Raw genomic sequence first — 15,262 nt, 5'->3', positions numbered from 1 at the left:
TTATATGTTAAGATTGCTCCATAGGATTTATCTCCTTGCCTTATCTATAGCACCATTTTTTCTAAGTGCACAAACCAAGGAGGCTGGTCTTCTTCTTCCTACCGTAGACACTTTACGCTATACGAGCAAATATTGTTGCATTCTATCCCCAAAAAACGGATTTAAACTATACGATATGCCAAATGGAAAAGTAATCGGAAAATTAAAGATGGAGATCAGGGAAGACGACAATCAATCACCATATTTCATTTTTTTGGCAACAGCCGATGACAAAAAGAAACTTACGACAGATAATTTCAAATTAATTGGCAATGAAGTTTACGCTATTCCATATTATGAAAAGCGGGACGGTTTCATTTGTGTTCTAACAGAAATGGGAAATTATTGGATTTCGGTTAAAGAACTAAACAATATGTACTTTTCAGCGAGGCCATGGATTAATTTTCTATTGGAAGAAAATGAAAAAGTACTTGGTTATTATGCGAAAGTCCCGGGACTTCGAATCAGAAAAGAACCTAATACCTCAAGCGATATTATTGAAGCCATTCGAGGAGATCTATTCGAAATCAAACTATCCAATCAAATAAAGGGACAATGGTGTAAAGTCAAGGTGACAAAATATAGAGAACATCCTTGTGAAACTGACCTTGATGACAAGGACAATATTGAACGCATCATCCAAGGTTGGATAAAAATTATCGATGATGATGGTGATTCAAATCTCTGGTATTACGCTAAAGGATGTTGATGGCCAAACAAAGCGATTTGATGAGAAATCAAATTGATTTGCTATCAAATGGAGATTCCTTCTGCATAATGTTCCTCATTCCATTTCGCTAACTGACACATAATTGGAATAAGTGCCTTCCCTTTTTGAGTCAGCGAATATTCTACCCGAGGAGGCAACTCTTTAAATTCTTCTCTCAAAAGAATGCCATCTTCCTCCAATTCTTTTAACGAGGATGTCAGTACTTTTCTTGAAATATTTTCGATCAATGCATCGAGTTGTCCAAATCGGGCTTTCCGATCTCTTAGCGTGTATATAATAATGGGCTTCCATCTTGTTCCCAAAATTCCCATAGAGCGTTGCATCGCGCATGAACAATTCTTAAAATCAGTTCTTTTCATCGTCAAAACATTTGATAGTTACACAAAGGTAACTACTTTACACTATCAATAGTTACAAAAATACACTATTTAAAATATATTTGTGAAGAAATTCGTAAATGATATAAAAAAATGAGCATACAAACACTTTTTAGTTCATTCCAATACAAAAATCTTGTATTAAAAAACCGTTTCGTCATGGCCCCCATGACACGAGCATTTTCTGTTGACGGAATCCCTGGAGATGTCGTTACAGGTTACTATGAACGGCGGGCAGCCGGAGACGTTGGTTTGATTCTAACCGAGGGAACCGTCATCGAGCGGCCCGCATCAAAAAACTTAAAGGACATTCCAAATTTCTATGGAGACCAGGCATTGAAGGGCTGGAAAAACATTGTCGAGGCTGTCCACGCAAAAGGAGGTAAAATAGCTTCTCAACTATGGCATGTAGGGTATACGCCAATGCAGTGGACTCCACCGGCGGCTTTTGAAAGTCCCGACACAATGACTTTAGTGGATATAGAAAATACTATCCAAGCGTATGCCGATGCTGCAAAAGCTGCAAAAGAGCTAGGTTTCGATGCCTTCGAAATACATGCTGCACATGGTTACTTGATTGATCAATTCTTTTGGGAGGGAATGAACCACAGATCAGATGAATTCGGTGGTGAAACGATAAAGGAGCGTTCCAGATTTGCCGTCGAAGTAGTGAAGGCAATGCGAAAAGCCGTTGGACCTGACTTTGTAATTATCATAAGACTATCACAATGGAAACAGCAGGATTATGCGGCAAGATTAGCCCCTACCCCAAAGATGATGGAAGATTGGATCTTGCCATTAGTTGATGCCGGTGTAGATATTTTCCATGGAAGTCAACGACGTTATTGGGAACCAGAATTCGAGGGCAGTGATTTAAATTTTGCCGGATGGCTGAAAAAGGTCTCTGGTCAACCGACAATAACGGTAGGTTCGGTAGGACTTGACAAAGATTTTGGTGAAGTATTTACAAATTCAGAATTTAAGTCATCCCCAGCTTCACTGGATGAATTGGTACGTCGATATGAAAGAGGGGACTTTGATTTGGTTGCTGTGGGTCGGGCAATTTTGCAAGATCCGAATTGGGTAAAGAAAGTTCAAGCAGAACAATTCGGAGACTTGTCTATCTTTGAGGCCAGAAGCTTAGCAACTTTGTCTTAAATAGATCAATGATCTAAGTGCGCTAAAAATTTATATTAACAGTCATATGCTAAAAATCCATAAAAGACGAATATTCATTTTTATGGATAAAACAAGATATCCACTCGTCTTTGGGTATCTTGCTTTTTTTTTAAGAAATCATATAAAATTCCTTAGTTTAATATTTTTTTGACTTTGGATATCAGCACATTATTAATAAATTGCAGTGAAAATGCTTTTAAACCGATCATCATGTCCGATACCCATATTTATATACTTAGTGGATTAGGTGTAGACCGAAGGGTATTCAACAAAATAAATTTTAAGGGTCTAAAAGTTACCTATCTGGAATGGATCTCTCCAAGTTCAACAGAATCAATTTCTAGCTATGCACGACGATTATGCGCTAAAATTACGACCGAACATCCTATAATTATAGGATTATCTTTTGGCGGAATGGTTGCCATGGAAATTGCTAAAATTATTGATGTAAAACAGGTCATATTGCTCGCTTCAACCAAAGCCGACAACGAACTTCCTAAACTTTATAAAGTTATTGGTTTGATCAATCTTCATAAATGTATCCCTAACTCATTGCTAAAATTACACACTGTGTTATCAAATTATTTATTTGGCATCCATTTAAAAGAGGATAAAATGATGCTTAAACAAATATTAAGAGATACAGATGCTGAATTTCTGGCTTGGGCAATCAATCAGATCATAAATTGGAAAAACAAGACTATCCCCGACAACTTAATCCATATCCATGGCAGTAAAGACCGGATAATTCCGATCAGAAATATCACCCCTACTTTCCTCATTCAAGGAGCTGGTCATTTTATGACAATCACTCACGCAAAAGAAATTGAAAAACTGATAATCGGCCTGTGTATCCCCGAAAGCTCTTTCCTCAATAAAAGCAATCCTTTAACTAGAGAAAACAAGTTTAAAAAAAAGTAATAGAATGCCATTGATGTTCCAAAATCTTTCTTATCCTTTCATTTATGTCTAAAAAACATGTCCTGCTATCGCATGTAGCAGGACATATTAAAAACTATATATTGTAGAGGCGTTCGTACTGATTTGACTTCTTACTACGTTGTGCAGCCTCCATAAATCGGAATATCTCTAATGTCTCCTCCACATGCACCGGCGCTCTCCCTGTATCAAAAAAGTCAAGTATTTCTTTTACTAAGGGACCGTAACCAGCAAAAGGTCCCAACGCAGCAATGCCATCTTCGCCAAAAGCTGTCCCCGCGATAGCGTTTGCGCCTTTCCTTATCCCACGCACAGAGCCGATACGCCCGTCTTTCCAATACCCAACGGCTAACTCCTGATCGGGGTGAAAAATCCGAATTACTTTCTCACAGCCCTTGCCCATTACTGCATAAAGCATTTCTACCCCATGAATCATATACCAGGCCAGATCCAGATGATGAGGTTCAATCTCGGCATAAGTATAAATCTCTGCCCCCATTACGCGTCCGATTGAACCGTCTTTTACCTTTAGCACGTTGGAATCATAACGTAAAGATGAGCTTGAGAACACAGGTACCTGCTTACTTTTTGCATAGGCAAAAATTGCTTCAACGTCTTTCAGATTCTGGGCCATGGGCTTATCGATGAAGCAAGGCTTCCCAGCCGCTATAACTTTTTTGGCTTGTTCCAAATGCACCCTACCATCATTCGATTCCAGGAGTACATAATCCACTTCCACCAATAATTGATCAATGGAATCCACGATCTTTACCCCCATATCCACCATGGCTTTAATAATGTCGGGTTTCATTTTCAGAGCGGATGGAATATCTTTACTACCATCAGGATAGGCCGCCACAACTCGATATCCCCTATCGGAAAGCACACCTTCATTGATATCTTTGGTGAACATCTGACTATGAACAGTATCTAATCCGATGACACCGATTCTTTTTTTCTTATCTTTTTTTGTTTTAGCGGGCAACTGATTTGCCCAAACGAGACCTCCCCCCAAAAGGACCATTTGTGAGAGGAATTTTCTTCTATTATTCATGATCATTTTATTTTGGCATTGCTGGTAGCGTAAAACCATTTCGGTAACTGTGTTTGATCCATTCTTCAGCGCTTTCCTTTGCATTTAGCTTCACATAATCACGGATAAAGCGAGGATCGCCGTCGACGACCTCAAACTCATCGACCGATACCACCCGAAGTTCATCATTGGCGCTTATATTGGTAAACTTCATATTTTCGCCGTCCCAAAGCAGATCCCTATTCAGTCCCTGTAGACGAACTGCCAATACACCCATAACGACCATTTCATTAAAAGGTCCCGAGAAAGAGAAATTTGAACTTGCCTCTTTTCGATTGCCTTTTGATTCCTTTGCTGCTCTGATCCAATCCTGTTCATGTGCATTGGTACTCCATATATCTCCATTACCGCCCGGGATACGAGGGATCCAGGGTTTCGGTTTTTGAAAATGAGCCATATTTTCTACAGGCAAAAGTGTGGGATTCATTCCATAACAGCCTGTCATAATCTTTCCTTTTTTACCCACAAATATGATCCCTCCATTTTCATCGCCCATCATCACGCCATCTTTGAGTTCCTCCGGACGTTCAGGGCGCAATCCACCATCATACCAATAAACATCTACCGCAGGCATGTTGACCTTGCCCATTTTTGCTCTAGCTGGAAAAGTATATTTTACCATTTCAGCATGAGGTGGCGAATATAAATTACTCAGTGTCGAACTACCGTTTACTTTTACCGGATATTTTAGACCCAACGCCCAATAGACAGGATCCATAATATGGCAAGCCATATCTCCTAATGCTCCGGTACCAAAATCCCACCAACCGCGCCAATTCCACGGTGTATAAACACTGTTATAGGGCCTTTTTTCAGCACTTCCAATAAACAGATCCCAATCCAGGGTATCAGGAATAGCCATGGTCTGCTTTGGTTTCATCAGACCTTGCGGCCAGATCGGGCGATCTGTCCAACAATGCACTTCGTATACCTCCCCAATACTATCGGACTGAATCCATTCAGCAATCTCTCTGCACCAGTCAAAAGAGTTTCCCTGATTTCCCATCTGTGTGGCAACCCCATATTGTTTGGCAAGTTTGGTTAATAAACGTGATTCATACACCGAATGTGTAAGTGGTTTTTGCGTATAACAATGTTTCCCCAATGTAATGGCGTGGGCTGTAACTCCTGCATGTGAATGATCCGGTGTCGCAACCATAACTGCATCAATTTCCTTTCCCATCTGGTCAAACATCAGTCGCCAGTCTTTGAATCTTTTTGCTTTCGGGTGATCGTCAAAAGTTTTTTGAGCATACTTCCAGTCTACATCACAGAGCGCGACAATATGCTCTGTTTTCATGTTTGACAAGTTTCTGCGGCCCATTCCTCCGACACCAATACCTGCTATATTCAATTTATCGCTCGGAGCAGTATGCCCAAACTTTTTTCCTAGAACGGTATTTGACACAATAGTAAAACCAGTCAATAAGGCTGTACTTTTTATAAAATCTCTTCTCGAATTTTCCATTTTATAGTGCTGTTTTTTTGCATTAATAATTTTCGTTTTGAGCCAATAACCCATTGGATCGGTCGATTTCTACCTGTGGAATAGGGAAAGGCCAGCTCTTATCGCTTGCATCGCGTCCCTTATTGGCAAATCCGTATTTCGTATGGAAAGCCTTCATGGTAGTTGCGTAAGTACCCCAGCGAATCAGATCGTATAATCGAAATCCTTCGAGAGCAAGTTCATGCCTTCTTTCCTGACGAATAGCCTCCAAGACATCTGCAGAGGGCTTAACTGCAAAATTGCGCTGGAATTCTTGCTCATTAATTACCTTAAGGTTTTGTCCAAATAGACGAAAAACTGCTGGTTCATCCACTTTCTTCGTTGTGACAAAAGCTCTATGCCGAACTTGATTGAGTTTGTCCAAGGCATCATTTACATTCCCGCCCAGTTTCATCATTGCTTCCGCATAGATCAGGAGTATTTCTGAATACCGTATCCAATACGGCTGCCAATTGCTCCGTTGCAGGTCGTTGTTCTGGCGGTATTGTTGCGGGACAAAAGCTTTTCTGCTCTGTTGTAAGTTAAAGTCGTTGAAATAGCCCTTATAATTGTGGACTTCTTCTCCACCTGTCGATGTTTTAAATATATCATTATGGCTGATTATTGTCATCATCTTGCGCGGATCAGCCGGTTCAAAACTGCTTGCCAGATCACGTGTAGGAGTATCTCCCCCCCAGCCACCGACATTGTTTCGCCCTACATTCATAATCGCAAAGGGATCACCGCCAAGACCAAAAGCAGGATCATATTGATGCAGGACTCCAAAGATACATTCCGACGAAAATGGTCCTATTTTATAATCTCCACGAAATAGATCATTAAAATCAGCCAATAGCCCGAGGTTTCCCTGTGTAATGATATTTTGGGCCGCTGACTTAGCCAATTCATACTCAGCTTTTGCATCCCCCTTCATACGGGACTGTTCCATTAATCCGGCAAAAAACAGCGCTGCCCTCGCCTTAATAGCCAAAGCAGCATCCTTAGAGAGGCGGCCAGCTTCAGCCGTTGTCAGTTGAGAACGCCGTGGAAAACTGGGTTCGGCAATTGCCTCATCCAGATCTTTAATCAAATGTGTCCGTATATCTTCAATCGGCGACTTCGCTTTCCTCACTGTTGGTTCTTCAACGTTAACAATCAGTGGTATATCTTTGAAAACCGTCACAAGATCAAAATAATACCATGCACGTAACATCTTTACTTCAGCAATGTAACGTGCCAATACTTCCTTAGGAAGTTTTACGCCGTTTTGAATCAAATTATCTCCCTGTTTTATCAGCCCTTCTAAAGCCTGATTGCACTTTCCGATCCCCCTGTACCGGTTAGACCACGTTTCGTTAAGCAATGCATTGGAAGCTAGAGGACGCCCTGTCCCCACTTCAGTTGTCTGTGGTCGATCACCCGGATCCGATCCACCAGCATCGGCATTGTCTACACTTTCATCCATAATAGCAACCTTATTTACCGTATACCCCCATCCGTCAGCCAATGGTTGATAACAGCTCGTGACAAGCTTCAAGCCCGCACCATCGGTTTTAAAAAATTCCTCCTCATTGAGTACGCCGTATGGATCTCGGATTAAATAATCTTTTTTACAGCTCGTATTTGCACATAGAATACTGAGCAACAATAGGGTCAATTTTGTAATTTTCATAACTAAAAACTTAAGTTTAAACCTAACATCCAAGATTTTGCTACCGGATAATATCCTTGATCCACCCCCATATTTAACGGAGAACTATTCCCTATTTCGGGATCAAGCCCAGAATATTTGGTAAACGTAAACAGATTATAGGCGCCTGCCCATACGCGCAATCCTTTCAGCTGTAACCTTTCCAAAGTAGGTGATGGCAATGAATAGCCCAACTGAATAGATTTGATCCGTAAGTATGATCCATCCTCGACTAACCAATCTGAGATCTGTAAATTATTTTGATTCGACGAACTAATTTTAAATTGACTCTGGCTAGGGTTTGTGGGGGACCAAGCATCATTCAATAATTCTTTTGGGGCATTATACCATCCTACACCAGACTTCATGTCTATTTTTACGATATTCATGATGTCGTTGCCAATTGTCCCCTGAGCTAATACTTTTAAGTCAAAGTTTTTGTAGTCAGCACCTAAGGTAAATCCATAAGAAAGGTCTGGAAATGGATCACCGATATATGTTCTGTCACTGCTACTGATAATACCATCCTTATTGACATCAACGAATCGCAGATCGCCGGGTACAGCTCCTGTTTGTCCCGACTGGTCTATTTCAGCCTGATTTTGGAAGATTCCATTGGTTTTAAAGCCATAATAATAACCGATAGGCATATTTTCCTCCGTCAACGTCGTCGTATAACTGATCCAACCACCCCCCGGAATGGGCTCTCCGCCACCGAGCGACAATACGCGATTTTTAAATGTAGAAGCATTTGCACCAATGGAATAGCCAAACGCACCTATCTTATCGTGATATTTGACAGCAAATTCCACCCCCTTGTTTCTGACAGATCCTGCATTTGTCCAGGGACTGTTTGAGTAACCCAAATAATTCGGCAACGGTACAGTCAGCAACATTCCTTCGGTGTCCTTTTTATAATAATCAATATTAAATTCCAGCTTGTTTTGCAAAAATGAAAGGTCTAAACCGACATCAAGCTGCTCTGTTTTTTCCCACTGAATATTGCTATTTCCAAAATAATTACTACCTCCACTTAATTGAGGAACATAATTACCGAAGTAATAATAGCCCTGATTACCTGAATAGGTTGTCAAATAAGCTCCCCGACCAATATTCTGATTACCTATATTTCCCCAGCTCGCGCGCAATTTACCTTTTGAAAGCCAGGTAATCTCGCTTACGAAATCTTCATCCGCAAAATTCCACCCCACAGATAGAGAAGGGAAAGCCCCCCATTTCTTATCGGTTCCAAAATTGGAAGAACCGTCGTAACGGAAGTTCCCCGTAAACATATATCTATTTTTGTAGGAATAAAAAACACGTCCAAAATAGGAATTAAGCGCACTTTCCCATTTGGTACCCGAAGCCTGAGGATTAATTGTCCCAGCATCGATGATCCATTGGCTTGGAGCGTTTGATACAAAGCCTTGCTTCGATGCCCCCGAAGATTCGAATGACCACTGTTCGGCCGAGGTCCCCACAAGAGCTGTAAAATGATGGTCATTCCATTTTTTTTCAAAGCTGAACGTATTTTCCCATACATAGTAATCTGTTTTAGAGTTATAGGCTCCCACGGTGGCATCCGAATTAAACTGGTTTCCATTGAGATAGTATTTGGGTGCGAACGAATTGGATCCCCCATTTGCAAGATCCAAGCCCAAATTGCTCCTAAATTTGAGCCAATCCGTTAGTTTCACATCGATACTTCCTCCTCCTTTGATAGCTTTTCCTTTCCATCTATTCTTTTCATAAATAGCAGTCTGTGCAACAGGATTTTCTTTATTCGTCATTAAAATTGGACTATAGAAAGACCAAGGGTTATTGATATCGATCTTATCCAGGAAAAGTGCATCTTTTAGAAATCCCGGAATATCTTTTAAATTATTGCGGTATACCGGAGAAATAGGATCCGCAACAAAAGCAATGAATGCGGTATTAAAACCTGGACTATTTTCAAGCACATTTCCTCTTCCTTCGCTCACGATACCAATGTTGACAGACAATTTCAGCCAGGACCTAAGATTATGTTCGATATTTGTTCTGAAGGAAATCCGGTCATAATCAGATCCCTTAATAATCCCTTCTTGATTGAGATAATTGAGACTTGTCCGATAAGATAAGTCTTTCATTCCGCCAGCAATTGAAATATCATAATTTTGGATCAATGCATTCTTTTGATTCACTTCTTTCCACCAATTTGTTCCTTCTTCATCACCATTATTGCTCCTCAAAAATTTAAGAACCTCTTGTTTATTTGATTCCGTAAAATAAGGTGCTAATCCTGCATTGGTATTTGCCAGGTTTTTATAGTCCATAAACTGAGTCGCATTCATCATATCATATACCTTTACAGGATTCTGAAATCCGAAATAAGTATCAAAACCAATCAGATTGGACAGTTTATCCCCCCCTTGGCTTCCCTTTTGCGTAGTGACCATAATAACACCATTAGCCGCCCTGGATCCATAGATAGCAGTTGCTGAAGCATCTTTAAGCACCTCCATGGACTGTATATCATTGGGGTTTAACCAACCTATATCAGATTGGGGCAATCCATCGACAACGTACAATGGATTGTTGTCATTCACAGTCCCTATACCGCGGATACGAACTGCCGGCGGAGTTCCAGGACTTCCACCGGTAGAAGTTATTTGTACGCCTGCAGCTTGGCCCTGAAGTGCTTCTGTCGCATTCCTTACGGGCATATTCCGTAATTCTTTACCTGATATTTGGTCTACCGCCCCCGTAAGATCACGTTTGAGTTGCGTACCATATCCAACGACAACGACCTCGTCCAACCCTTTCACCTGGGACTGTAATATGATCTGCTGCAAGTCATAAGTTTGAACCTTCCATTCTAATGCATCAAAACCCAGCAAACTGATTTCAAGTATTTGATTCAGCTCAATATTCTCAAGCAAAAAGTTGCCGTTTTGATCGGTTGAGGTAGCTTTGTTTGTTCCCTGAACCTTTACAGTGACTCCAGGCAGAACGTTACCCAAAGAATCTGTTACAATTCCTTTCAACTCTTTTTTTTGTCTTGCTCCAGTAGAAGGGTAGGAATTCGTTGTAGACGATTCACGAATAAAAATCGTCTTATCTTTAATCTCATAGACAAGGTCATAGGGACCCAGGCATTTGTGCAGAACATGATTAATATCAGCATTTTTAAACACCAGATTAATACTTGATATTCTATCCAATTGCTTTTGGCCGATAAGAAAATCATAATTGGTTTGCTTTTGAATCTGTGATAATACAGATTTCAGTGAAGCATTTTTCATATTAAGGGTCAACTTTTGGCTGTAAGCATGTCCATATACATGTACAAAGCTGCTTGTCAATAAGATCGTCATTACCCGGGACAAGGAACGGCATCCTATAAAATAACCTGAACAGCCTTTCATCGCGGATGATTTAAACTTCTTTATCATAATAAATGGTATAAAAATTAGATTATAAGTAGTTGATGGTTATAAATAGTCTAGTCTCTGATCAACACCCTCCTTTCTTTGATTGTAAAATGGTTATTGGAAATTTTTTCCAATTGACTCAATATTTCAACAATGGTTTTATTTTTATTGAACGAACCAGTATACCGGTCGCGGTTCAGGCTCCTATTGTCGATACCCCGAATGTCAAACCAATGACTTAATTCGCCAACAATTTCTTCGACAGATAGGTTATTGAAATAAATAAGACCGGTTTTCCAAGCAATGAAATCTTCTACATTGACATTGGAGCGATTGATATTACCCGATTTCCTCACAATCGCCTGTTCCCCCGGAACGAGTAGTGAACTCGCGTTGGAAGAATTAATACGCACGGATCCCTGTAGAAGAGTGGTCTGTATCTGGTTTTGATTTGGGTAAGCTTTAATATTAAATTTAGTACCAAGAACAGTTACTTTCGAATAATTAGATACAACGATAAAGGGCTTCTGCTGATTGTGGGCTACTTCAAAATATGCCTCGCCCACAACCTCAACCGTCCTATCGGTTCCGCCAGTAAAGCTGACCGGAAATTTAAGCGAGCTGCCGCTATTAAGCCAAACCCGAGTACCATCTTCCAATATAATATTCGATGTCGCTCCTCTCTTTGTAGAAAAGATGTTCATCCCGACGTTTTTATGTTTAATGATAGGGATAGCAGGGGCTAGAGCATAACGTATTCCCCCACCCGCTATAAAATCAATTCGACATCCATTTTTATAATATACGGATGATTGGTTCTGTTGTTTTAGGTCTATCACCTCCCCATCGGCCAGACGAAGTACCGTGCTGCTACTGTCCAATATAGGTATGGATGAATCAGGTTGAAAAGCAACCGGTGTCTTGTCCTTCTTCACGGGAACAAAAAACAAATCCCCACGTATGAAAAAAAGAAATATAGCAGCAACTGCCGCCGCTGCTAGCCACCGGAATGGATATGTTGATTTTGAGAATGGTTTTATCTCGCGATGAATAGATTGAAGGACACGATCATGTGCATACCCGATCTCTAGATTTTCAAAAAAAGGATCCGTTGTATTTACTTCGTCATAAAGATCATAAAGTTGTTGTTGCTCTAAATTTTCAATCCATTGCGAGAATTCTATGTGTTCTTCCGCACTTAAATCTTCAGAAAGATATTTTCTCAGCAAAAACTTCAATCTATTGTTGTACTCCATGACCAATTTTCTTGTTAGGTTTATATAGAGTACACCACTGGTAATACAGGAGGACTAGAAAAATTTAAAAAAAATTAACCGAGATAAGGAATACAGTAATGGTGATAAATTCATGACCTTTAAAATGCACTTTTAGTATAGCCAAAGCAGCCACCATATGATTTTTGACTGTATTTGGAGAAATAGATAAGCGCTGTGCAATCTCAGCATGAGTCAGGTCCTCTTCCCGACTCATCTGAAACACTTTTCGCTGCATGACCGTCATCTCAGCCATAGCCAGCTCCAACAGTTTTTTTATATCTTTGACCCCGAAGTGATTCTCAACAAAAGATTCATTGATTTGCATCTGATCCACTTGGTGTTCTTTGTGCTTTTTATAACGCAAAACGCTACGTAATTTGTTAAGTGATTTCTGCTTACACATGACATACAAAACCAGCCAAAGTTCTTTTTCTTCACCGAGACGCTCCCGGCAATTCCAAAGATGGACAAATACCTCCTGAAGAATATCCTCAGCTAAAAAGCGGTCTTTGATAATATAGAAAGCCATGGCATATACCCTCTTTGCATATTTATTATAGAAAAAGGTCAACGCTAGTTCGCTTCCTTGTTTTAACTTATTCAGGTTTTCACAATCCAGTGATTTGGTACTATTGATCATGGTCGAGATAAATGCATCGGAAAGACCAAACTACAAAAATTTATGTAAAATAATTTAATTAAATTATTTCTTCCATTGAGATAATATATAAAAACAGACCTGCTCTTAATGAATAAGGTAGACCAACAAAGTCTCCATTCAATGCATCTCTTAAAGCAATAATGCAGAAAATGAAGTTATAAAAAAGAGTATTCGTTTTTAAAAAACCATTATCGTTATTCGGCACAATGACCAGATCTTAAATAAATACCTGATATGCTCAAAAAACTTACATTTTTTATCCTATCCGTCCATCTGTTAAGCTTTAAAATGCAAGCACAAGACAAACTCGCACTCGATTCAAAACTGGAAGTTGCGGCATCTTTTGACTCTTATCGTCCCATAGGAGTTAGCGCAACTTCAACAAACAGACTATTCGTCTCATTTCCTAAACTGAACAAAGACTATCAGTATGCATTGACAGAAATCATCGATGGCAAACCCATCCCCTACCCGAACCAAACATGGAATGAACAAGGGAACGAAGATTCCCATTTTGTAAATGTTCAGGATATATTTGTAGATGCAGCCGATTACTTATGGGTATTAGACTCCAAACCATCAACTTCGGGGTCCATTTTCGGTCCAGATGGGGCAGCTCCCACTGGACAATTCAAACTCCTAAAAATCGACACAAAAAACAATAAGGTCATGCGTATCTACACATTTGATGACCTGGACAAAACGAAATCGGGTTTGAACGATGTCCGCATTGATATACAAAAAAATCTGGCGTATCTTTCAGACCCAGGACAGGCGGCAATCATTGTCCTTGACCTCCAAACGGGAAATAGCCGAAAAGTACTGGAAAAAAGCTCCTTCACATTAGCGGATCCCGAAGTTGTTATCTCCTATTCGGGTATAGAAATGCGCAATAAGAACGGCGCTCCATTCCTCTCCCATGTGAACGGAATAGCACTAAGTCATGATTTTAATTACTTTTACTTTAAACCGATCAATAAAAATCACCTATATCGCGTCGCAACAAAGTATCTTTCGGATGTGAAACTCTCCCAACAAGAGTTACAGAGCAAAGTAGAAAACATGGGAAATGTAGGTGTTACACATGGCCTGCTTGCTGACCGGAACGGTAATATTTATTTGACCACCTCAATGGATTACAGTATCAAATACTTGAGTCCGGACGGACAAATTCATCTATTGACACAGGACCCCAGATTGTTATGGCCCGATTCTTTGGGTATAGATGGTAATGGTTATCTTTACTTTTCATGTGCACAACTATCCAGAGATCCGCAATGGAACAATGGCGTAGACCGGGTTGAATTACCCTATCGTGTTTATAAAATAAAATTGCCGAATTGATTACTTGAATCTTAAGCATACATAAATGAAATTATTGACCAAACAGTTCTCTCTATTGCTACTCATCTTTGTTCATTCGCTGTCCAAAGCGCAGACAGATCGTCCTGTGCTGGATATTATGCTCAACAACTATCAATATCCCTATGAAGTAAATTATCTGTCGCTCAAAAGTCAAACAGAAGAAATAAAGATGGCCTATATGGATGTCAAGTCACAAAAGCCAAATGGTCAAACAGTATTGCTGCTTCATGGCAAAAATTTTAACGGAGCGTACTGGGAAACAACCATCCAAGCTTTAAATACAGCAGGATATCGCATTGTTGTGCCTGACCAGATCGGATTTGGTAAATCCTCGAAACCTGCAGATTATCAGTTTAGCTTTCAGCAACTGGCTGAAAACACAAAAGCACTGCTAGACAAATTAGGTATTGATAAGATCAATTTACTTGGACATTCCATGGGTGGGATGCTTGCTACCCGATTCACATTGATGTATCCTGAGACTGTTAAAAAACTTATTTTAGAAAATCCCATTGGACTCGAAGACTGGAAACTTGTCGCTCCCTACACTTCCATTGACCAAAATTTTCAAACGGAATTAAAAGCGGGGTATGAATCTACAAAAAAATACCAAAACGGATTTTACTACGATAACAATTGGAAGCCAGAATATGATGAATGGGTATACCTACTCACGGGCTGGACAAAAGCTAAGGATTATCCCATTGTTGCCATGGTGAACGCAAAGACATCAGACATGATCTTTACCCAACCTGTTGTCTACGAATTTCAATATATCAAAACACCCACCCTACTCATCATTGGTACAAGGGATAGAACAGCCATTGGCAAAGCTAGTGTTAAAGATCCAAAAGTGGCCGCAAAAATGGGATTATATCAGCATTTAGGAAAGGAAACACAACAAAAAATCAAGGGATCAAAACTCGTTGAGCTCGACAATGTTGGACATTTACCTCATATTGAAGCTTTCGAGCGATTTATCAAGCCCCTTGTTTCTTTTTTAAAAGACTGAT

At 40.0% G+C, this 15,262-nt stretch carries 12 protein-coding genes; 5 read left to right on the top strand and 7 right to left on the bottom strand.

Annotated features, from left to right (window positions below; genetic code table 11):
• Positions 1–4: 4 nt before the first annotated feature.
• Complete coding sequence (locus DCO56_RS07240; protein ID WP_146190993.1) at positions 5–748, top strand: hypothetical protein; 744 nt, start codon at positions 5–7, stop codon at positions 746–748.
• 44 nt (positions 749–792) lie between these two features.
• Here DCO56_RS07240 and DCO56_RS07235 read toward each other — a convergent pair whose 3' ends face one another.
• Positions 793–1,128 (bottom strand): winged helix-turn-helix transcriptional regulator, encoded by a 336-nt coding sequence (locus DCO56_RS07235; RefSeq protein WP_219929340.1) that lies wholly within the window; start codon positions 1,126–1,128, stop codon positions 793–795.
• A gap of 111 nt (positions 1,129–1,239) precedes the next feature.
• On the opposite strand from DCO56_RS07235, the gene DCO56_RS07230 reads away from it, so the two are divergent.
• Together DCO56_RS07230 and DCO56_RS07225 are read left to right on the top strand one after the other, a co-directional pair.
• Complete coding sequence (locus DCO56_RS07230) at positions 1,240–2,304, top strand: NADH:flavin oxidoreductase (protein WP_108633092.1); 1,065 nt, start codon at positions 1,240–1,242, stop codon at positions 2,302–2,304.
• Positions 2,305–2,535: 231 nt separating this feature from the next.
• Positions 2,536–3,246 (top strand): alpha/beta hydrolase, encoded by a 711-nt coding sequence (locus tag DCO56_RS07225; RefSeq protein WP_181390489.1) that lies wholly within the window; start codon positions 2,536–2,538, stop codon positions 3,244–3,246.
• Positions 3,247–3,340: 94 nt separating this feature from the next.
• Here DCO56_RS07225 and DCO56_RS07220 read toward each other — a convergent pair whose 3' ends face one another.
• From DCO56_RS07220 to DCO56_RS07195, 6 genes are all read right to left on the bottom strand, one after another.
• Positions 3,341–4,318: a Gfo/Idh/MocA family protein gene (locus DCO56_RS07220; RefSeq protein ID WP_108633697.1), complete on the bottom strand. Its 978-nt coding sequence runs from the start codon at positions 4,316–4,318 to the stop codon at positions 3,341–3,343.
• Positions 4,319–4,325: 7 nt separating this feature from the next.
• Positions 4,326–5,825 carry a Gfo/Idh/MocA family protein gene (locus DCO56_RS07215; protein WP_108633696.1) on the bottom strand — a complete coding sequence of 500 codons (1,500 nt, stop codon included), beginning with the start codon at positions 5,823–5,825 and terminating at the stop codon, positions 4,326–4,328.
• Between the two features lie 22 nt (positions 5,826–5,847).
• Positions 5,848–7,515 (bottom strand): RagB/SusD family nutrient uptake outer membrane protein, encoded by a 1,668-nt coding sequence (locus tag DCO56_RS07210; RefSeq protein WP_108633091.1) that lies wholly within the window; start codon positions 7,513–7,515, stop codon positions 5,848–5,850.
• A gap of 2 nt (positions 7,516–7,517) precedes the next feature.
• Positions 7,518–10,967, bottom strand: coding sequence for a TonB-dependent receptor (locus DCO56_RS07205; RefSeq protein WP_245935788.1), 3,450 nt, complete (start codon positions 10,965–10,967; stop codon positions 7,518–7,520).
• 50 nt (positions 10,968–11,017) lie between these two features.
• Positions 11,018–12,202: a FecR family protein gene (locus tag DCO56_RS07200; RefSeq protein ID WP_108633089.1), complete on the bottom strand. Its 1,185-nt coding sequence runs from the start codon at positions 12,200–12,202 to the stop codon at positions 11,018–11,020.
• Positions 12,203–12,266: 64 nt separating this feature from the next.
• On the bottom strand, positions 12,267–12,863 hold the full coding sequence (locus DCO56_RS07195) for a sigma-70 family RNA polymerase sigma factor (RefSeq protein ID WP_108633088.1): 597 nt from the start codon (positions 12,861–12,863) through the stop codon (positions 12,267–12,269).
• A 255-nt stretch (positions 12,864–13,118) separates the two neighbouring features.
• On the opposite strand from DCO56_RS07195, the gene DCO56_RS07190 reads away from it, so the two are divergent.
• Positions 13,119–14,228, top strand: a complete 1,110-nt coding sequence (locus tag DCO56_RS07190) for an L-dopachrome tautomerase-related protein (RefSeq protein ID WP_108633087.1) — start codon at positions 13,119–13,121, stop codon at positions 14,226–14,228.
• A 25-nt stretch (positions 14,229–14,253) separates the two neighbouring features.
• Entirely contained in the window at positions 14,254–15,261 is a 1,008-nt protein-coding gene (locus tag DCO56_RS07185; protein WP_108633086.1) for an alpha/beta fold hydrolase, read from the top strand.
• Position 15,262 lies beyond the last annotated feature (1 nt).

The sequence above is a fragment of the Sphingobacterium athyrii genome (genome assembly GCF_003071065.1).
GTDB classification, from domain to species: Bacteria; Bacteroidota; Bacteroidia; order Sphingobacteriales; family Sphingobacteriaceae; genus Sphingobacterium; species Sphingobacterium athyrii.
This window is presented reverse-complemented; position numbering and strand designations above follow the sequence as displayed.